This is a genomic window from Streptomyces sp. NRRL S-495 (assembly GCF_000966955.1).
GTDB classification, from domain to species: Bacteria; Actinomycetota; Actinomycetes; order Streptomycetales; family Streptomycetaceae; genus Kitasatospora; species Kitasatospora purpeofusca.
The window spans coordinates 1-18378 of record NZ_JZWY01000261.1 but is presented as its reverse complement, the minus strand read 5'-3'; the positions used below and the strand labels follow the sequence as shown (position 1 = coordinate 18378).

Genomic DNA, 18378 nt, shown 5'->3' with positions numbered 1-18378 from the left:
ATCCGGTCCGAGAGGGCCGGGATCCCGGCGGTGGCATCCGGGGAAGGGGTCCCTTTCGGCCGCCACCTTGCGGTGCGCAATCGGAGGATATGGCCTGTTCCATGCCGGGCTCCACCGTCTTGCCGTTGTTGGCGTTGACCGTGCCTGGCCGTCCCCGTATGCTACAAGTTGCGCTGCGGGCCTGCGCGCCTCGGACGGAGCAGGTCGCGCTCGCATCTGTCGAAGACCCCACGGTCGCAAGACGGACGCCGATCTCCCGTTCTCGGGTTTTCCGGTGTGCCGTGTTCTTGGCTGTCCGGCTTTCGGTGGGAGCGATACGGGCCCTCCGCGTGGCATTACCTACGACTTTCATGTCCGCACCGGAGCCCTTTTCCTAATGACGAGCCCCACCGACTCCTCCCTCAGCACCACCCCGCAGGTCGCGCTCAACGACATCGGCGACGCCGAGGCGTTCCTGGCCGCGATCGACGAGACCATCAAGTACTTCAACGATGGCGACATCGTCGAGGGCGTCATCGTGAAGGTCGACCGTGACGAGGTTCTCCTCGACATCGGTTACAAGACCGAGGGCGTCATCCCGTCCCGCGAGCTGTCGATCAAGCACGACGTCGACCCGCACGAGGTCGTCGCCGTCGGCGACAACATCGAGGCCCTGGTTCTCCAGAAGGAGGACAAGGAGGGTCGTCTCATCCTGTCCAAGAAGCGCGCTCAGTACGAGCGTGCCTGGGGCACGATCGAGAAGATCAAGGAAGAGGACGGGATCGTCACCGGTACCGTCATCGAGGTCGTCAAGGGTGGTCTCATCCTCGACATCGGCCTCCGTGGCTTCCTGCCGGCCTCGCTCGTCGAGATGCGTCGCGTCCGCGACCTCCAGCCCTACGTGGGCAAGGAGCTCGAGGCCAAGATCATCGAGCTGGACAAGAACCGCAACAACGTGGTCCTGTCCCGCCGTGCCTGGCTGGAGCAGACCCAGAGCGAGGTCCGCCAGACCTTCCTCACCACCCTGCAGAAGGGCCAGGTGCGCTCCGGCGTCGTCTCCTCGATCGTCAACTTCGGTGCCTTCGTGGACCTGGGTGGCGTCGACGGCCTGGTGCACGTCTCCGAGCTGTCCTGGAAGCACATCGACCACCCGTCCGAGGTTGTCGAGGTCGGCCAGGAGGTCACCGTCGAGGTTCTCGACGTTGACATGGACCGCGAGCGCGTCTCCCTGTCGCTGAAGGCGACCCAGGAGGACCCGTGGCAGCAGTTCGCCCGTACCCACCAGATCGGCCAGGTCGTTCCGGGTAAGGTCACCAAGCTGGTTCCGTTCGGTGCGTTCGTCCGCGTGGACGAGGGCATCGAGGGTCTGGTCCACATCTCCGAGCTGGCCGAGCGCCACGTCGAGATCCCGGAGCAGGTCGTCCAGGTCGGCGACGAGATCTTCGTCAAGGTCATCGACATCGACCTCGAGCGTCGTCGCATCAGCCTCTCGCTGAAGCAGGCCAACGAGGCGCTGGGTGCCAACCCGGCCGAGGTCGAGTTCGACCCGACCCTCTACGGCATGGCCGCGTCGTACGACGACCAGGGCAACTACATCTACCCGGAGGGCTTCGACCCCGAGGCGAACGACTGGCTGCCCGGCTTCGAGAAGCAGCGCGAGGAGTGGGAGCGGCAGTACGCCGAGGCCCAGACCCGCTTCGAGCAGCACCAGGCCCAGGTCATCAAGAGCCGCGAGGCCGACGCGGAGGCTGCTGCCGAGGGTGGCGACGCCGTCGCCGCTGCGGCCGGTGGCTCCTACTCGTCCAGCAGCGACGAGGGCTCGGGCGCCCTGGCCTCGGACGAGGCCCTGGCCGCCCTGCGCGAGAAGCTGGCCGGCGGCCAGAGCTGAAGCTCTGCCCCTGCCGCTGAGGCCGGTTAACGCTGGCTGATCAGCGCTTGGTGTCATCGATGGACCCCGCTCGGTTTCCGAGCGGGGTCCATTGTTTTTCGGCCTTCATTATTTATTCCTTATGGGCCGGATTTTTGTGATTAGGGGCTCATCGGATGCCTATGGGTGATTCGGGACCTCTGGCCTACCTTGGGGGGAGTTGCCCGATGGGTCGCTCACCCGGCCCCACACGCTAGGCACCCCCCGCATATGCGCCGTCGCTCTGCCGTGACCTCCGCTTCCCCCCTTGCGTCCGACGCCCGTCCGTCCGCCGACCCCCGGGTCGCCGGACGTCTCGCCGCCCTCGGCCGGTTCTGCTACCGGCAGCGGCGCTGGGTGCTCGGTTTCTGGGCGGTCGTCCTGGTCATAGGCGTGCTGATCGGCGGCCGGGTCTTCGAGGGCACGGTGGCCGGCGCCTCCTCCGCCTCCGCCGAGGCGGACCGGGGCAGCGCCGTCGTCGCCGCCGCCGATCCGGCCCGGGGCACCGTCACCGCCGTGGTGGACGGCCGGTCCGTGGACGACACGGCCGTCCGGGACGCCGTCACCCGGGCCACCGCCGAGATCGCGGCCCTGCCCGGGGTCTCCTCGGCCGTCGACGCCTACGGCCCCGGCCCGGGCGCCGAGGCGCTCCGCTCGGCCGACGGCACCGCGAGCCTGGTCTCGGTGCGGATGGCGGACAGCAGCACCTCCGCGCAGGCCGGCGCCGTGACCCAGCGGCTGGCCGCGATCCAGCCCGAGGTCCAGCCCGGTGGCGGCAAGGTGACCGTCGGCGGGGACCTCGTGCTCCAGGACGAGGTCAAGAAGCAGACCGAGAAGGACACCCGCTTCGGCGAGATCGTGACCCTGCCGCTCACCCTGATCGTGATGGTCCTGGTGTTCGGGGGCCTGGCCGCCGCGAGCCTGCCGGTGATCGGCGCCGTCGCCTCGGTGGGCGGGGCGCTGCTGGCCATGTTCGGCTTCAGCAAGATCATGGACATCGACACCAGCGTGCTGCCGATCGCCACCGTGCTGGGGCTCGGACTGTCGATCGACTACGCGCTGCTCATGGTGAATCGTTTCCGCGAGGAACGCGGACACGGAGCGTCGATCGCCGCCGCGGTGGAGCGGACCGCCGCCACCGCCGGGCGCACCGTCGCCTTCTCCGGACTGACCGTCGCCGTCGCCCTGTCCGGGCTGTTCGTCTTCACCAGCCCGGTGCTCGGGGCGGTCGCCGCGGCCGGGGTGAGCGTCGTGGTGATCGCGGTGGCCGCCGCGCTGACGCTGGTGCCCGCGCTGCTCGGCTTCGCCGGGCGCCGGATCAGGACGCCCACCGCGCCCGTTCCCGACGAGGGCTTCTTCAGCCGGACCGTGCGCCGGGTCCGCAAGCGGGCCGTGCTCGTCGCGCTGGTCTGCACCGGGGTGCTGATGGCCGCCGGGGCGCCGTTCCTGCACGCCGAGATGCGCAACTCCGGCGCCGCCGTGCTGCCCGCCTCCTCGGCCGGGCGGCAGGTCGCCGAGACCGTCGACCAGCGTTTCCCGCAGGCTTCGGCCGCCCCGATCACGGTGGTGGTGCAGAGCGGCGCGACGGTCGCCCAGGCCTACGCGGACGACGTGGTGGCCCAGCTGCCGGGCGTCAGCGGAGTGCGGGCCGTCACCCCCGTGAGCGACACCGTCTCCACCATTGACGTCCTGGTGCACGGCGATCCGCAGGGCGGAGAGGCCAAGCAGGTCGTCAAGGAGCTGCGCGCGGACCGGGGCGGGCTGACCACCCAGGTGACCGGCGGGGCGGCCTCGGTGGTCGACTTCCAGGGCGAGCTGCTCACCCGGGGGCCGATCGCGCTCGGCCTGGTGGCCCTCGGCACGCTGATCCTGCTCTTCCTGATGACCGGCTCGGTGGTGATGCCGGTCAAGGCCCTGCTGATGAACCTGCTCTCGCTGGGGGCCTCGCTCGGCGCGCTGACCCTGGTCTTCCAGGACGGCTGGTTCAGCGGCCTGCTCGGCTTCAGTCCGACCGGCGGACTGGAGACCTTCATCCCGGTCCTGGTGTTCGCCTTCGCCTTCGGGCTGTCGATGGACTACGAGGTCTTCCTGCTGGCCCGGATCAAGGAGCTGCGGGACAAGGGCCACAGCTGCACCCGGGCGGTGGAGCTGGGCGTCCAGCGCAGCGGTCGGATCATCACCTCGGCGGCACTGCTGATGGTGATCGTCTTCGCCGGCTTCGCCCTCGGCGACATGTTGATGGTCAAGCAGATGGGCATCGCGCTGGCCGTCGCCGTGGCGGTCGACGCGACCCTGGTCCGCTGTCTGCTGGTGCCGGCCGCGATGAGCTTCTTCGGCGAGTTCAACTGGTGGGCGCCGGGCCCGCTGCGGCGGCTGCACGACCGGTTCGGGCTGAGCGAGCACGTCGAGCTGCCGGAGCTGGCACCGGCCGTACTGCCGGCGCAGCGTCCGGCGGAGGAACTGGTCGGCACCGGCTCGTAGTCGCCCGGGGCGGGCGGCGGGGCCGGGGCGACGGTCGGCCCGGTCGCGGTCGGGGCAGGCGGTTCGGTCGCGGGGCAGGCGGTCCGGTCGCGGTCAGGGCAGGCGGCGGAGCAGGGCGACAGCGGTGCGCAGGGTCTCGCGCTCGTCGGAGGTGAGACGGGCCTCGATCGCCGAGGCGATCCGTGCCTCGCGGCGGGCGCGCTGCTCGTACAGGGCGGTGCGGCCGGCCTCGGTGGCGGAGACCAGCAGCTTGCGGCGGTCGGTGGTGTGCGGCTGCTGGGTGACCAGGCCGGCCTCGGTGAGCAGCGCGACCGTGCGGGCCATCGACTGGTGCCGGACGCGCTGCCGGTCGGCCAGTTCGGCGACGGTGCAGGCGCTGTCCTCGCGGACCAGCAGGCCGAGTACGCCGGCCTGGTTCTGCGGCAGCGTGTCGCCGGGGCGCAGTGCGCGGACCAGTTCGCCGATGGCGCTGCGCAGGTCGGCGGCGAGTTCGAGGGTCTCGGGGTGCGGACTGTTCACGGGAGAAGCCTACCCCGAAGATCTACAGCAAAACTGTGCAGCTTTGCTGTATGTTCTGCCTATGCGGATCACCAAGTTCGGACATGCCTGCGTACGCCTCGAACACGGGGGGACGACCGTGGTCGTCGATCCCGGATCGTTCACCGACCCCGCCGCACTGGCCGGCGCGGACGCCGTCCTGATCACCCACGAGCACATCGACCACTTCGAGGAGGCCGGGCTGCGGGCCGCCCTGGAGGCGGATCCGGAGCTTCGGGTGTGGACCAACCCGGACGTGGCCGGGAAGCTGGACGGGGTCGCCCGGCGGGTGACGGCGGTCGGCGAGGGCGATGCCTTCGACCTCGGCGGGATCCCGGTCTCGGTGCACGGTGAGTGGCACGCGGTCATCCATCCGGACATCCCGCTGGTGCGGAACATCGGCTTCCTCTTCGGCGGGCGGCTGTTCCACCCCGGTGACGCGCTGCTCGTCCCGCCGGGTCCGGTGGACACCCTGCTGCTGCCGATTGCCGCGCCGTGGACCAAGGTCGGCGAACTCGTCGACTACGTCCGGGAGGCCGGGGCGCGGCAGGCGGTGCCGGTGCACGACGCGGTGCTCAGCCCGGTCGGCCTCGCCGTGCACACCCGGCTGCTCGGCCCGGGCGGACCCGGCGGCGCGGAGCTGCGCACCCTGGGCGAGGGCGAGAGCCTCGACGTGGAGTGAGTAGGCGGCGGAGCGGCCCGGGGTGACGGGAGGGCGGTATGCGCCGGTAGCCTGACGCCATGCTGAAGATCGGACTGACGGGCGGCATCGGCGCGGGCAAGAGCGAGGTGTCGCGGCTGCTCGCCGCCCACGGCGCGGTGATCGTGGACTCCGATGTGATCGCCCGCGAGGTGGTCGCCCCCGGGACGCCCGGCCTCGCGGCCGTGGCCGCCGAGTTCGGCCCGGGCGTGCTCGCGGCGGACGGCTCGCTGGACCGGCCCGCCCTCGGCGCGGTCGTCTTCGCCGACCCGGCCCGGCTGAAGGCGCTGAACGCGATCGTCCACCCGCTGGTCCGGGCGCGGTCCGCCGAGCTGGAGTCGGCGGCCGCGCCGGACGCGGTGGTGGTGCACGACGTGCCGCTGCTGGCCGAGAACGGGCTCGGCCCGCTGTACGACCTGGTGGTCGTGGTGGACGCGGCGGACGAGGTGCGGATCGACCGGCTGGTCCGGCTGCGCGGCATGACCGAGGACGAGGCCCGGGCCCGGATGGCCGCCCAGGCGAGCCGGGCGGACCGGCTGGCGATCGCCGATCTGGTGATCGACAACAGCGGCCCGCTGGCGGAGCTGGCCCCGCGGGTCGACGAGGCGTGGGAGCGGCTGACCGCCCGGCGCTGATCGTCCGGAGACTCGTATCCGGGCCGCCGAGCCGCTCAGGCCGCGGCGGCGTGGGTCACGGCCGCGGCCGCGAAGGCCCGGATCATCGGGTGGGCCCGGGTGCCGTCCCCGGCCAGCTCCGGCTGGAACAGTGAGGCGAGGAAGAACGGGTGGACCTGCTCCGGCAGCTCCAGGACCCGCAGCTCGCCCGCGTCGTCGGCGCCGGTGAACCGCAGGCCGCCCGCGCGCAGCCGTTCCAGATAGCCGTCGTTCAGCCCGTACGCGCAGTGGTACCGCTCCAGGGTGCGCGGCGCGCCGAGCACCCGTTCCGCCAGCGAACCGGGGGTCAGGCGGACGGCGCCCTCGTGCCCGACCAGGGAGCAGCTGAGCGGCACGATCACCCGGTCCGCCTCCTCCGGGTTGCTCTCGCCGTGCGCGGCGCCGTCGATGCCGCAGACGTGCCGGGCGTACTCCAGCACCGCGTGCTGGAAGCCGGCGCAGGTGCCGAGGAAGGGGATGCCCCGCTCGCGGGCGGTGCGAACGGCGGCGACCGCGCCGTCCTCGCTGCGGTACGGGCTGCCGGGCAGCAGCCAGACCGCGTCGAAGCCGTCGAGCGCGCCGGGGGCCACGGCGTCCTCGGTGGGGATCCAGTAGGCGTCCAGGACGAGCTGCTCGCGGGTGGCGAGCGCGTCGAGCAGCCCCGGGATGCGGGCGTGCGAGCGGACGGCGGCCGAGCGGTCGCCGACCAGGGCCAGGCGGGAGGTGGGATGCGTCATGCGGCTATCCTGACCGCCGACGCGGCATCAGCGCCAACGATGATTCCTTACCTCTCGATCAGTGGATGTGATGGCAGATGGAGCCGCAGCAGCTGCGCACCTTCGTCACGGTGGCCCGGCTGGGCTCGTTCTCCGAGGCGGCCCGCGAACTCGGGTACACCCAGTCCGCCGTCTCCCAGCAGATCGCGGCGCTGGAGGCGGACCTCGGCACGGCCGTGCTCCACCGCCGTCCGGTCGGGCCGACCGGCGCCGGGGAACGGTTGCTGGAGCACGCCGCCGCGCTGCTGCTGAGGATCGATGCGGCGCGCGCCGACATCGCGCGCCTGGCGGGTGCCGCGAGCGCCCGCCTCGTCGTCGGGGCCACCCCACTGGCGGTCGGGGCGGAGCTGGGGCGCGCGCTCGCCGAGGTGCGCCGGGCGTATCCGGCGGTGGACCTGACGGTGCGGGTGGTCGCCCAGGACGTGCTGCCCGCCGAGGTCGCCACCGGTGCGGTCGACCTCGCGCTCGTCGACGGCCCGGCCGCGCCCAGCGACCCGCTCCCGCTGCCCGACGTCGGCCCGCTCGCCACCGTGGCCGTCGCCGAGCAGCCGCTCGTCGTCGCGCTGCCGGCCGGCCACCCGCTCGCCGGACGCTCCGGCCTGGCGCTCGCGGACCTGTCCGCCGCCCACTGGCTGGACGCCCCGGGCCTGGCCCCGACCGCCGACCGGCTGAGTGCCGCCACCGGCGTCGAGGGCTACCGGCCCGCCGCCCGCTACCTGGGCACCGATGTGCGGGGGCTGCTCGCCCTGGTCGCGGCCGGGCACGGGCTGGCGCTGCTGCCCGCCACCGCCCTGGCCGGGGTGCCGGACGTGGCGGCGGTGCCGGTCCGGGCTCCCCGGCTGGTGCACCGGACGGAGCTGGTGCACGGCGCGCTGCCGGAGGGGCCCGCCGCGCTGCTGGCCAAGCTCCTGACGGGGGAGCGGACGGGCGGGGCGGCCGGATCGGTGGCGTGAGGGCTCAGCCGACGATGCGGGCGCCGGGACAGCAGGGCCCCTCGACCTGGTAGCACACGTAGCGCAGGCAGCCGAGGCAGACCGAGATGTTCTCCAGCCGCCAACTCTGGCCGTGGCAGGCGCAGTCGGCCCGTTCGCGCAGCAGTGCGTCCCACCCGTCGGCACCGCCGTTGGCGGCGAAGGCCGCGGCGATGTACTCCGCGGTCGCCGGGTCGTCCTCGGCGGTGCCGCGCCGGGCGGCGTCCAGGTGCCAGCAGTAGAGGGCGAGCAACGGCCGCCCGTCGACCAGGCGGTAGCGGGCCCGGCCGTCGTCCTCCCAGTCCTGGACCAGCCGGGCGACCCGTTCGGGGAACGGTCGCGCGGGGTCGAGGAGGCGGCGGTTTCCCTGCGGTGGTGGCTGCTCGGCGGTCATGTGGTCCCCTTTCCGGGGCCCACGGTAGGGTGTCACGTTGCGAAGTCACCGGCCGGGGTGGGGTGTTGATGATGCCCGGGGCGGTTCCTAGGTGCAGGTGGTGCCCTCGGCCGGCACCCGGTCGGCCAGCAGGTACTGGTCGACGGCCTGCTTGAGACAGGCGTTGCCGGAGTCGTAGCCGCCGTGGCCCTGCCCCTGGAGCGTGACCTCGACCCCGACGCCCGGGCCGAGTTGCCGCACCATCGCCCCGGCGCCCTCGTACGGGGTGGCCGGGTCGCCGGTGTTGCCGATGACGACGATCGGCGCCGAGCCGGGGGCGGACACCTCGGGGAGGTCGGCGCTGCCCTGGACCGGCCAGCCGGTGCAGGAGGTCAGGCCCCAGGCGGTGAAGTCGCCGAACACCGGCGAGACCTGGCGGAACGTGGGCAGCAACCCCTGGACGTCGGTGGCGGTGTAGCGCGACTTGTCGTCGGCGCAGCTGATCGCCCGGTTGGCGGCGGACTGGTTGCTGTAGTGGCCCTGCTGGTCGCGGCCGCTGTAGGCGTCGGCGAGCGCGAGCAGGGTGGTGCCGGTGCCGCCCTGCATCGCCTCCTGGAGGCCGACGGAGAGGGCGTTCCAGGTGTTCGGGTTGTAGAGCGCGGCGGCGATGCCGGTGACCGCGAGGTCCTGGGTCAGCCTGCGGTCGCTGTCGGTGGGCAGCGGGGCGGTGTCGAGGCCGTTCAGCAGGTCGGTGATCCGCCGGGTGCCCTCGTCGCCGCCCTGGCCGGTCGGGCAGGACGGCCCGGCCTGGGCGGCACATGCCTTCATGAAGTTCTCCAGGGCGAGTTGGAAGCCCTTCGCCTGGCCGAGCGCGCTCTGCACCGGGTCCTTGGTCGGGTCGACGACGGCGTCCATCACCAGGTGGCCGACGTTGCCCGGGTACTGGTGGGCGTAGACGCCGCCGAGCTCGGTGCCGTAGGAGATGCCGAAGTAGTGCAGCTTCTGGTCGCCGAGCACCTGGCGCAGGAGGTCGAGGTCGCGGGCGGCCGAGACGGTGTCGACGTGGGGCAGGACGGCGCCGGAGTTCTTCTCGCAGGCGGCGGTGTAGCCGGAGTTGGCCGCCTCGAGCGCGGTGGTCTCGGCCTGGTCGTCGGGCGAACCGTCGACGGAGGCGGAGGCGTCCGTGGCGGCGTCGTCCAGGCACCGCACACCCGCGCTGTTGCCGACCCCGCGCGGGTCGAAACTCACCAGGTCGTAGCGGGCGTTGAGGTCGGCGTAGTCCTTGGCGAGGGCGGGGAGGGTGACGACGCCGGAGCCGCCCGGGCCGCCGAAGTTGTAGATCAGCGAGCCGATCCGGGGCTGCCCGCCGGTGCCGGTGGCCACGGCCCGGATCAGGGCCAGGTCGATGGTCTGCCCGTCGGGCTTGCTGTAGTCCAGCGGGGCCTTGAGCGTGGCGCACTCCCAGGGCGCGCCCGGGGCCGAGCCCTCGCCGCCCTGGGCGGTGGAGGGCGCCGGGCAGGTCTGCCAGTTGAGCTGCTGGCCGGTGAGCGAGGCCGGCACCGGCGGGACGCCCGCGGTGGTGGAGGCCGAGGTCGTGGCGGCGGGAGTGGCGGGTGCGGCGGAGGCGGTGGACGGCCCGGACTTCGCGGTGCCAGTGCCGGAGCTGGAGCCGGAGCCGGAGCCGCTCTCGCAGGCGGCCGTGGCGGTGGCCAGGACCGCGGCGAGGCCGAGGGCCCCGGCGCCGCGTACGACAGGGTGCATGGGAGGTGGTCCGTTCCTGGGGTCGCGGCGGGGTCGGGGCGGGGGCGGGGGCAGGCTCGGGGCAGGGTCGCGCGAGGGGCGGCGCGGGGCTGCTGCGGCGCCAGCCTAGGGACGGGGCGGGCCCGGTGCGCGCCGGAGCGCCGCGACGCGCCGTCGGCCGGGGGCCGTGCGGGTGGTCCGCCGCGGCGGGGGAGGGGCGGACGCAGGGGTTGCCGAAGCCCGGGTGGCTCGTTGTTCCTGCCGTGAGCCCTGACTTTTCCGCCCGTGGCGGTTGCGAAGAAACGATTCTGCATGCCCGCGTCGCCGTTCCGGCAGTGCGCACCACCCGGAGGCGGTCATGACGTACGACAGCCCGCGCGTCCCCGCGCAGTACGCCCCCGGTGACGGCTGCGCGGTCGCGCTCGACCTCCGGGTCGCCGTCTGCCCCGGTCTGACCGTCTCCGTCGCGGCCCGGCTGCGGTACCACACCGCCGACCCCTACGCCGTCTTCCTCGACAACCACACCGACCTCGCCACGCCCATCACCTGGGTGTTCGCCCGCGACCTGCTCGCCACCGGACTGCACGGCTGGTCCGGGATCGGCAGCGTCTCGGTCCACCCCGGCGTGGACGAGCGGCTCGACTCCGTCTTCATCACCCTCACCGGCGAGGGGAGCAGCGTCGTCCTGCGGGCCCCCGCCGAGCGGGTCCGGACCTTCCTCGCCCGCACCGAGAGCCTGGTCCCGATCGGGCGGGAACGCACCCATCTCGACCTGGACGGCCTGCTGCGGAAGTTGTACGAGGGCGGCGCCGCCTCGCCGGGGCCGTGAGGCACCGGGCGTGCTACCGCCGCTCCGCGCCCCCGACGGTGTGCAGGCGGTCGAAGACGTCCAGCGGGAGGCCCGGGTAGCGGACGCCGGTCAGGACGCGGTGTGCGCTGCGGTTGCCGTCGACGATCTCGCCCAGCAGGGCCGCCACCGGGTCGGTCCCCCCGGCATCGGTTCCGGCCCTGGGACCGGCCCCGGCCCCGCGGGCCCCGGTCACAGTCGTGCGGCCGTCTCCGGGCGCAGCGCGCGGACCGCGAACAGCGTGGTGAGGTGCGGCGAGCCGAAGTACAGCGGCAGGCGCCCGGTGCGGAAGTAGCCGCCGGCCGGCCAGGAGCCGTCCGCGAGCTGGGCCCCGGCCAGCCGGCGGCGCAGCTCGGGCAGTTCGGCGGTCTCGCCCGCGTATTCTCCGGCGAGTACCAGCAGCGCCACCGAGAGCGGAGTGTCGGCGGTCTGGGTGGTCACGTGCCCCACCGCCCGCCGTACCGGCGCGGCGAGTTCGGGCACGACGGTGGACGCCCGGGCGGCGGCGTGCAGGAAGGCCTCCGGGGCGGCGTAGTAACGGGTGCCGGTGCGGGGGCCGTTGAGGTGCTCGACGAGGTAGCGGAGCGTCGCCTCGGCCGCCGGGTGCGGCAACCGGCCGACGGCGCCCGGGAGGTGCAGCGCGAACAGGATGTTGGCGGCGGCGACGGCGTCGTAGCGGCGCCCGCGGGCGGGGCTGCGGTCGCTGTCCTCCCAGTAGGCCGGTATCGGACCGTCGTCCGGGCCTATCTGGGTGTCGAGCAACTCGTGTGCCAGCGCGTCCAGTTCGGTCGGCCCGAGCAGCCCGTGCCGGGCCAGTCCGGCGGCCGCGACGGCGGTGCTGTCGGTGCTGGCGGGGCCGGGCGGGAAGGTGCGGTAGCGCGGCGCCGCCGGCTCGCGGTAGCGGGCGACCTGCGGCGCCAGCGCGGCGATCAGCTCGCGCTCCTCGGCCCGCCCGGAGTCCGGCCGCAGCAGGGCGAGCCCCCACATCGCGGAGAAGCCCTCGTCGTCCGGGTCGAACCCGAGGTCCTCCCCGTGCGTGACGAGCAGGTGCCGGCGCGCCTCGGCGCCGCTGAGCGGTCTGCGCAGCTCCGGGTCGGCGCCGGGTCGGGCGGGCGGCAGTCCAGCGGGCCCCAATGCCCGGTGGAGGAAGCCCAGTCCGCGCCCGACGGCGTCGTCCCACGGCGTTTCCTCTCGTCCCACGGCGTTTCGTCGGCGGACATCGCGTCCCGTCCCCTCGTTGCTGCCGGCCGGCGGGGCCGGCCGCGCGATCCTCTGCGTCCGGTGGCCCGCCCTGTCCACCCTCCTTCCTTCCCGGCCGGGCCGCCCGCATGCCTCAGTCGGCGAGCGGCCTGCGGAACAGGGCGGTGAGCAGCACGGGCAGGCCGAAGAGCGGGGACGCGGGCCCCTGCGGGACCATCGGGCGGATCTCCAGCTCGGTGAACCCGCTGAAGATCCACCGGAGTTCGTCCGGCGCGAACGCCAGTCCGCCGTCCAGCCGGCCGTTGCGGTACAGCGCGGCGTCCGGCAGCTCCGAACCCATCTCGCCGGCCGCGAAGCAGGTCAGCCCGAAGTGCCCGCCCGGTGCGAGGACGCGCTCCAGCAGGGCCAGGTAGCTGATCCGGCGGTGCGGCGGGAGGTGGTGCAGACAGCCCGAGTCGTACACCAGGTCGTACTGGGGGAGGGGGAGTTCGGTGCTGAAGATGTTGCCGTGGTGGAAGCGCGGGGCGACGCCCGCCGCCTCCGCGCGCTCGCGCGCCCAGGCGAGGGCGGTCGCGGAGAGGTCGACGGCGTCCACCTCGAAGCCGAGCGAGGCGAGGTGCACGGCGTTGCGGCCCGCCCCGCAGCCGAGGTCCAGCACCCGTGCGCCGGGCGGCAGCAGGCCGTCGTCGAGCCGCGCGACGAGGTTCTCGTCCGGCTTGTCGACGAAGAACGGCCGCCCCGAGGCCCGGTCGGCGTAGAAGTCGTCCCACCAGTCGGCGGCCTGGTCGGTCCAGCGGTCCGCCTCGGGGCGGAAGAGCCCGTCGAGCAGCTCGAGGACGTCGTCGACGGAGCGGATGGCGCGGTTCAAGGGCGGGCCTTTCGGTGGGGTGGGATGCTCCCAGCCTAGGAGTACGCGGACGTACTTTCACCCCCGATTCCCGTCGTCGAAAAGGCCGTTGAGCCCTGCTGCGGCCCTGGTCGGACGGCCCCCGTCCTGGCCCCCCGGACCCCGGGGCGGACGACCGGCCGCACCGTGCCGCAGGCCCGGGAAAGGGCGTTCCGGCGGGCCGCCGGAGCCCGCCGGACAGGGCCGCCGGATCACATGTCGATCACGTTCCGGAGGCCGTTCCGCCCGCGCTCCGCCCGCGCTCCGAGTCGCGCTCAGCCGCCGTCGGCCGCACCGGCGGAGAGGAGTTCGCAGTCGGCGAAGTTCATGCAGCCGCAGGCGAGGCAGGCCGCGACGGCGTCCCGGAGCTGCTGGGTCTGCCGGACGACGAGGTCGAGCTCGGGGAGCTTGCGTTCGGCCAGGGCGCGCCACTGGCGGGTGGTGCCGCGCGTGGTGGAGTCGTCCAGCAGCCCCCGGATCTCGGCCAGTGTGAAGCCCGCCCGCTGGGACATCCGGATCAGGGCGACCCGGCGCAGCGTCGCCGCGGGCCAGACCCGGCGCCCGCCCAGGCGGCGGGCCGCGGGCAGCAGGCCGAGGCTCTCGTAGTACCGCAGCGCCGATGGCCGCAGTCCGGTCTGCCGGGCCAGCTCCCCGATACCGACATCCTGCACGTCCGCCCCCGCCCCCGGTTCCGCTTGACTTCAAGCGCGCGTGAACCGCTTGCCTGGCCTGCATGATCTCATCCGCACCACTGGTCCGGCGGCTTCCCCCGGCCTACCGTCCGCTGTTCGCCCCGGGCCCGTTCCGCCGACTGCTGCCCGCGCTCGCGGTGTCCGACCTCGGGGACGGCATGAGCGCCGTCGCCGTGCCGTGGCTCGCGCTGCAACTGGCCCCGCCCGGGCGGGCCGGACTGTTCGTCGGGGCCGCCGTCGCCGCCTACGTCCTGCCCGGCGCGCTCGGTGCGCTGCTGCTCGGCCGCTGGCTGCGCGGACTGCCCGCGCGGCGGCTGATCCGGGCGGACGCCTGGACGCGCGCGGTGCTGCTCGGCGCGATCCCCGTCTGCTCGGCGCGATCCCCGTCGGGTGGGCGTCCGGTGTGCTGGGGCCCTGGCTGCTGCTGGCCCTGCTGGCCGGCTCCTCGCTGCTGCACGGGTGGGGCGCCAGCGCCCGGTACGCCCTGGTGGCCGAGGTGCTGCCGGCCGGGCGCCGGCTGGCGGCCAACGCGCTGCTCAGTACGAGCGGTTGGGTGGCGATGATCGCCGGACCGGCGCTGGCGGGGACGCTGACGGCGATGGTCGCGCCGGCCTGGGTGCTCGGGCTGGACGCCCTGTCGTTCGTGGTGCTGGCCGTCGGTGCCGGGCGGCTGTCCGCCGTCCCCGTTGCCGCCCCCGTCCCCGCTTCCGGCTCCGGCTCCGGGGCCGACCGCTCCGCCTCCGCCCGGGACCGGGCGGAGCGGGAGGCCGTGCCGCGGGGCGAGGGCCTGCGGGTGCTGCGGTCCAAGCCGGAGCTGCTCGCCCTGCTCGTACTGACCTGGCTGTTCAACCTGGCCTGGGGCCCGGTGGAGGTCGCGCTGCCGCTGTTCGTCGGGCAGGAGCTGGCGGCCGGGCCGGGGCTGCTCGGCGCCTACTGGGCGGCCTTCGGGGTCGGGGCGGTGCTGGGCGCGCTGGCCGTCGGCATGCTGCGCCGCGGCGCGGTCCGGCGGGTGCTGCTGGGGATCGTGGCCGCGCACGGCGTCGCCCTGCTGTCGTTCGCGCCGCCCGGCCCGGCCGTGATCTCGGTGGCCGGGTTCGCCGTGGTCGGGCTGGTGTACGGCCCGTACGGCGCGTTGTCGCTCGGCCTGTTCCAGGACCTCACGCCGCCGCCCGCCCTCACCTCCGTTCTCGCCCTGAGGTCCTCCGTGCTGATGACGGCCTCGCCCGCGGGCGCGACCCTGGGCGGTCCGCTGACGGCCGCACTGGGGCCGCGCGCCGTGCTGGTCGGGGCGGGACTGGCGATGATCGCCGTGGCCGGGTGCGCCGCCGTGGCGCCGGCCCTGTCCGGACGCCTCGCGCGCGACGCCTCGGGCGCGGGAAGTCGGCGGGTCCGACTTCCGGTGCGCGGGCGCGGGCCGGGGTCGGTGGATAGGGTCGGCCGTTATGACGGACGACGGTGTGCGGGTGGTGCTGATCGGGGGGACGTCGAACACCGGGAAGTCGACGCTCGGCCGGCTGGTGGCGGACCGGCTCGGCTTCCCGTACCGGTCGACGGACACGCTGGCGCGCCACCCCGGCCGACCGTGGCCGGTACCGGGGTGGGAGGTGCCGCCGCATGTGGCGGAGCACTACCGGACCCTCACCGTCGAGGAGTTGATCGCCTCGGTGCGGGAGCACTACGCGCGGCTTTGGCCCCGGATCGAGCAGCTGATCACGGAGGGCGCGGGAGCGGGCCTCGTCCTGGAGGGCTCGGCGCTGTGGCCGCCCGAGGTGGCGCGGTTCAGCGGCAGTGGGGTCTCCGCCCACTGGCTGCGGGCCGACGAGGCCGTCCTGCGCGCCCGGATCCGGACGGCCGGCCGCTACCCGGAGGCGACCCCGGACGGCCGGTACCTGATGGACAAGTTCCTGGCCAGGTCGGTGCGTTACCAGGAACTGCTGCTCGCCGAGCTGGCCGCGCTCGGCCGGGAGCCACTGGACGCGGGGGACGGCCGGTCCGTCGAGGAGCTGGCGGACGCCGTCGTCGCGGCCGTCACCGGTTGACCGGCCGTCACAGGTGCAGGGTGAACGAACCCTCGCCGTGGCGGCGGCCGTTGACCTGGAGTTCCAGCAGGTGCACGCCGGGGTGGTAGCGCCGGGTGCTGATCGGCTTCACCGCGTGCCGCCTGGTCGCCCGTAGGGTCTCGCCGGGCGCCAGTGTGCGGGTGGTCAGCTTGAACACCTTGGGCGTCCGGCCGCCGTTAGCCTTCACGTGGTGCACGACATAGTCGATCACCACGCTGGTGCTCTCGTCGTGGGTGTTGGTCACCGCGTACTCGAACACCAGCTCCTCGCCGAGTCGGACGTCCGGGGTCAGCACCCGCGGGCCCTCGACGGTCACCGGGACGTCCGGGCGGTGACCGAACAGGGTGAGTGCCTCCGGGTGGCCCGCCTTGATCAGGGTCCGCAGGCCGTGTCGGACCAGTTGCGGCGTCGTCGGCGCCGGGTCGGCGAGCCAGCGGCCGGCGGTCTCGACGGCGATGTCGGGGTGGTCGTGGCTGATGTCGTTGAGGTGGTTGGCGACCGAGCGGCGCACGTAGTCGGACTCGTCCCGGTACAGCGCGTCGAGCACCGGCAGCGCGGGCCTCGGATCGGCGATCAGCGCGGGCAGTTGGGGAGCCCAGGGCAGGCGCGGCCGGGTGCCCTCGCTGGCCAGCCGCCGGACGTGCGGGTCCGGGTGCTCGGTCCACTGGGCGACGACGACGGCGAGCGCGCGGGCCTGGTCGGCGCGGAGGAACGGGCGGACGGCGCTCTCGGAGGTGTGCCGAGGGGTGAGCGCGGCGAGCAGCGCGAGCGCGGGCTCGAAGGCGTCGAGGCCGCGCACGGCTACGGCCTCGCCGACCGGGAAGGTCATCCACCCGGTGAACTCCTCGTCCCGCAGCGCGTCGTACAGAACCCGCTCGAACTCCGGGTAGTCGGCCGGGAGGTCGGCGAGCACGGCATCGCGGATCGCGGCGACGCGTTCACGGAAGCCGAGCGGGTCAAGGGCCGCGCCGCAGCGGTCGAGGGCGGCGGTGGTGACGCCCGGGCCGGTGCGGGCGAGACAGCGGGCGAGCGCGGCGACGGTGTCCGGGGCGATCATCTCGGCGGCCGTGGGCACGGGGTGGCCTCCTGGTGACGTGCGGGTTTGCGGTGGCTGTTGAACGGTACGCGGTGGGTCCGACAACGACCGGCGCCGCCGGATCCGGCCAAGTTCGTGGTCGAAGACTTCGGGTGCTGAATGGTGGGGTATGCGTTGTTCATCCGCTTTGCGTTGGCCATGCCATGACATCCCCGCATCGGCGCGATCTGTCCAGCGCGGATCCGGGGAATGTCCGGTCATATCCACCGATGTACCGGCGGGCATTGTTCCGTTCTCGCCCGAGAAATCCGGATCGCCCAATTCCAGGTGGCCGAAGCTGGACATGTCCGGAGATCCGGTCGCCCGATGTGGTGATTCTGCGGATAAGTTCGACGTCGACCGGTCAAACGGGCCGGTCGACATCGGGAGGAAATGCGATGAAGCTCGTCAAGCGCACCGCTGCCCTTGCTGCCTCGACGGCCGTTCTGGCCGGCGGCCTGACGTTCCTGTCCACCGGATCGGCGAGCGCCGCCTCCGGCTACGTCACCCTGACCAACCTCGCCACCAGCCGCGTCCTGGACAGCAACGGCAACGGCAACGTCTACACCCTCGGCGCCAACGGCGGCTCCTACCAGGTCTGGTGGGCCAACGACGAGGGCAACGAGACCTACACCTTCAAGAACCTGGCCACCGGCCGCTGCCTCGACAGCAACGGTGACGGCAAGGTCTACACGCTGGGCTGCAACGGCGGCAACTACCAGAAGTGGGTCAAGAGCTGGGGCGGCAACGGCGCCTTCTACCGGAACGTCGCCACCGGCCGCTACCTGGACAGCAACGTGAACGGCGACGTCTACGCCATCGGCGGCAACGGCGGCAACTACCAGAAGTGGAACTGATTCCGATCGGGGCGATTTCCGCCGCCTGATCGGAAGGTCCGTCTAGTAAGGGAATGAAAAAACGCCCTCCCCGGCGCCTCAATCTCCGGGGAGGGCGTTTTCCGTGTCAGCCGGCGGGCAACTCGCCGGCGCGGAGCGCGGCGAGGAAGGAAGCCCACGCGGTAGCGGTGAAGGCGAGGGTGGGCCCGTGAGGGTCCTTGCTGTCCCCCGAATGGGGATGGCCGGGGAGTCGGGGGCCGGTGCTGAGAGCGGCGTCCGGGGAGGACGAGTCCGGGCGTGGCCTGGTACTCGTCAAGTTGCTTTCCCAGCGCTGGGGTTGCTGCCCGCGTGACGGTGTGGGGAAGATCGTCTGGGTGGAGATCGCGTCGTAGGCCGACAACCGGGGGAACGGCGGATTCCGGCCGATGGGACGGTGGTTGGTGCACGGCCTCCGCGAACCGGGTGACCCGTCAGGTTCGAGGCGATGCTGCGGGGATGGGAGCGGCAGCAGGTGCGCAGACCGCCCGTGGACGGTCTGCGCACCTGTCGGGAGCGGGGTGCCGCAACGGCCGGGAGAACGGTGTGTCCGTTCCCCCGGCCGTTGCGGCACCCTTCGGCCGCCTTTCGGTTCCCGCGCCGCAGCCGGGCCCCCGTCAGGCGGTGGGC

The 18378-nt window shown here is 73.5% G+C and carries 18 protein-coding genes and 1 pseudogene; 9 read left to right on the top strand and 10 right to left on the bottom strand.

The annotated features are described in order from the left end of the window. Window positions 1-376 precede the first annotated feature (376 nt). Both rpsA and VR45_RS15025 read left to right on the top strand, forming a co-directional pair. Window positions 377-1867: a 30S ribosomal protein S1 gene (gene rpsA, locus VR45_RS15030; protein ID WP_030307517.1), complete on the top strand. Its 1491-nt coding sequence runs from the start codon at window positions 377-379 to the stop codon at window positions 1865-1867. Window positions 1868-2134: 267 nt separating this feature from the next. Beyond that, complete coding sequence (locus VR45_RS15025; RefSeq protein WP_052709091.1) at window positions 2135-4366, top strand: MMPL family transporter; 2232 nt, start codon at window positions 2135-2137, stop codon at window positions 4364-4366. 93 nt (window positions 4367-4459) lie between these two features. Here VR45_RS15025 and VR45_RS15020 read toward each other — a convergent pair whose 3' ends face one another. Further along, window positions 4460-4885 (bottom strand): MarR family transcriptional regulator, encoded by a 426-nt coding sequence (locus VR45_RS15020; protein WP_045940251.1) that lies wholly within the window; start codon window positions 4883-4885, stop codon window positions 4460-4462. Between the two features lie 61 nt (window positions 4886-4946). On the opposite strand from VR45_RS15020, the gene VR45_RS15015 reads away from it, so the two are divergent. Together VR45_RS15015 and coaE are read left to right on the top strand one after the other, a co-directional pair. Next, the gene (locus VR45_RS15015) at window positions 4947-5585 is read left to right on the top strand and encodes an MBL fold metallo-hydrolase (protein WP_045940250.1); all 639 of its coding nucleotides are present in this window, start codon (window positions 4947-4949) and stop codon (window positions 5583-5585) included. A 59-nt stretch (window positions 5586-5644) separates the two neighbouring features. Beyond that, window positions 5645-6238, top strand: a complete 594-nt coding sequence (gene coaE, locus VR45_RS15010; RefSeq protein ID WP_045940249.1) for a dephospho-CoA kinase — start codon at window positions 5645-5647, stop codon at window positions 6236-6238. Window positions 6239-6273: 35 nt separating this feature from the next. On the opposite strand, the gene VR45_RS15005 is transcribed toward coaE, so the two are convergent. Then, entirely contained in the window at window positions 6274-6993 is a 720-nt protein-coding gene (locus VR45_RS15005) for a CTP synthase (protein ID WP_045940248.1), read from the bottom strand. A 77-nt stretch (window positions 6994-7070) separates the two neighbouring features. Here VR45_RS15005 and VR45_RS15000 point away from each other — a divergent pair, with 77 nt between their 5' ends. Next, the gene (locus VR45_RS15000; RefSeq protein WP_045940247.1) at window positions 7071-7985 is read left to right on the top strand and encodes a LysR family transcriptional regulator; all 915 of its coding nucleotides are present in this window, start codon (window positions 7071-7073) and stop codon (window positions 7983-7985) included. A gap of 4 nt (window positions 7986-7989) precedes the next feature. On the opposite strand, the gene VR45_RS14995 is transcribed toward VR45_RS15000, so the two are convergent. Continuing rightward, the gene (locus VR45_RS14995; protein WP_045940246.1) at window positions 7990-8397 is read right to left on the bottom strand and encodes a hypothetical protein; all 408 of its coding nucleotides are present in this window, start codon (window positions 8395-8397) and stop codon (window positions 7990-7992) included. An 87-nt stretch (window positions 8398-8484) separates the two neighbouring features. Beyond that, window positions 8485-10137 (bottom strand): alpha/beta hydrolase, encoded by a 1653-nt coding sequence (locus VR45_RS14990; protein ID WP_045940245.1) that lies wholly within the window; start codon window positions 10135-10137, stop codon window positions 8485-8487. Between the two features lie 337 nt (window positions 10138-10474). On the opposite strand from VR45_RS14990, the gene VR45_RS14985 reads away from it, so the two are divergent. After that, the gene (locus VR45_RS14985; protein WP_052709090.1) at window positions 10475-10945 is read left to right on the top strand and encodes an SsgA family sporulation/cell division regulator; all 471 of its coding nucleotides are present in this window, start codon (window positions 10475-10477) and stop codon (window positions 10943-10945) included. 13 nt (window positions 10946-10958) lie between these two features. Here the strand turns inward: VR45_RS14985 and VR45_RS50060 are convergent, their stop codons facing one another. The 4 genes from VR45_RS50060 to VR45_RS14965 form a co-directional block, all read right to left on the bottom strand. Next, a complete protein-coding gene (locus VR45_RS50060) occupies window positions 10959-11093 on the bottom strand; it encodes a hypothetical protein (RefSeq protein ID WP_286163229.1) in 135 nt (44 codons plus the stop codon). Between the two features lie 62 nt (window positions 11094-11155). Then, the gene (locus VR45_RS14975) at window positions 11156-12163 is read right to left on the bottom strand and encodes a hypothetical protein (protein WP_159394218.1); all 1008 of its coding nucleotides are present in this window, start codon (window positions 12161-12163) and stop codon (window positions 11156-11158) included. 133 nt (window positions 12164-12296) lie between these two features. Then, window positions 12297-13031, bottom strand: coding sequence for a class I SAM-dependent methyltransferase (locus tag VR45_RS14970; protein ID WP_045940242.1), 735 nt, complete (start codon window positions 13029-13031; stop codon window positions 12297-12299). 293 nt (window positions 13032-13324) lie between these two features. Then, entirely contained in the window at window positions 13325-13720 is a 396-nt protein-coding gene (locus VR45_RS14965) for a MerR family transcriptional regulator (protein WP_045940241.1), read from the bottom strand. Window positions 13721-13760: 40 nt separating this feature from the next. On the opposite strand from VR45_RS14965, the pseudogene VR45_RS44080 reads away from it, so the two are divergent. Together VR45_RS44080 and VR45_RS14955 are read left to right on the top strand one after the other, a co-directional pair. Continuing rightward, window positions 13761-14906, top strand: a pseudogene (locus VR45_RS44080) (MFS transporter); the annotation flags it as partial. A 277-nt stretch (window positions 14907-15183) separates the two neighbouring features. Next, the gene (locus VR45_RS14955; protein WP_052709089.1) at window positions 15184-15780 is read left to right on the top strand and encodes an AAA family ATPase; all 597 of its coding nucleotides are present in this window, start codon (window positions 15184-15186) and stop codon (window positions 15778-15780) included. A 7-nt stretch (window positions 15781-15787) separates the two neighbouring features. On the opposite strand, the gene VR45_RS14950 is transcribed toward VR45_RS14955, so the two are convergent. Then, window positions 15788-16876 (bottom strand): DNA alkylation repair protein, encoded by a 1089-nt coding sequence (locus VR45_RS14950; RefSeq protein WP_045940239.1) that lies wholly within the window; start codon window positions 16874-16876, stop codon window positions 15788-15790. A 398-nt stretch (window positions 16877-17274) separates the two neighbouring features. Here VR45_RS14950 and VR45_RS14945 point away from each other — a divergent pair, with 398 nt between their 5' ends. Further along, entirely contained in the window at window positions 17275-17733 is a 459-nt protein-coding gene (locus VR45_RS14945) for an RICIN domain-containing protein (protein ID WP_078879565.1), read from the top strand. Between the two features lie 106 nt (window positions 17734-17839). Here VR45_RS14945 and VR45_RS50555 read toward each other — a convergent pair whose 3' ends face one another. Next, on the bottom strand, window positions 17840-18322 hold the full coding sequence (locus VR45_RS50555) for a DUF397 domain-containing protein (protein ID WP_353612692.1): 483 nt from the start codon (window positions 18320-18322) through the stop codon (window positions 17840-17842). Window positions 18323-18378: the final 56 nt, after the last annotated feature.

Coding starts and splice junctions, on each gene's coding strand:
- rpsA (WP_030307517.1), top strand. CDS start 377: ATGACGAGCCCCACCGACTCCTCCCTCAGCACCACCCCGCAGGTCGCG.
- VR45_RS15015 (WP_045940250.1), top strand. CDS start 4,947: ATGCGGATCACCAAGTTCGGACATGCCTGCGTACGCCTCGAACACGGG.
- coaE (WP_045940249.1), top strand. CDS start 5,645: ATGCTGAAGATCGGACTGACGGGCGGCATCGGCGCGGGCAAGAGCGAG.
- VR45_RS15005 (WP_045940248.1), bottom strand. CDS start 6,993: ATGACGCATCCCACCTCCCGCCTGGCCCTGGTCGGCGACCGCTCGGCC.
- VR45_RS15000 (WP_045940247.1), top strand. CDS start 7,071: ATGGAGCCGCAGCAGCTGCGCACCTTCGTCACGGTGGCCCGGCTGGGC.
- VR45_RS14995 (WP_045940246.1), bottom strand. CDS start 8,397: ATGACCGCCGAGCAGCCACCACCGCAGGGAAACCGCCGCCTCCTCGAC.
- VR45_RS14990 (WP_045940245.1), bottom strand. CDS start 10,137: ATGCACCCTGTCGTACGCGGCGCCGGGGCCCTCGGCCTCGCCGCGGTC.
- VR45_RS14985 (WP_052709090.1), top strand. CDS start 10,475: ATGACGTACGACAGCCCGCGCGTCCCCGCGCAGTACGCCCCCGGTGAC.
- VR45_RS14955 (WP_052709089.1), top strand. CDS start 15,184: ATGACGGACGACGGTGTGCGGGTGGTGCTGATCGGGGGGACGTCGAAC.
- VR45_RS14945 (WP_078879565.1), top strand. CDS start 17,275: ATGAAGCTCGTCAAGCGCACCGCTGCCCTTGCTGCCTCGACGGCCGTT.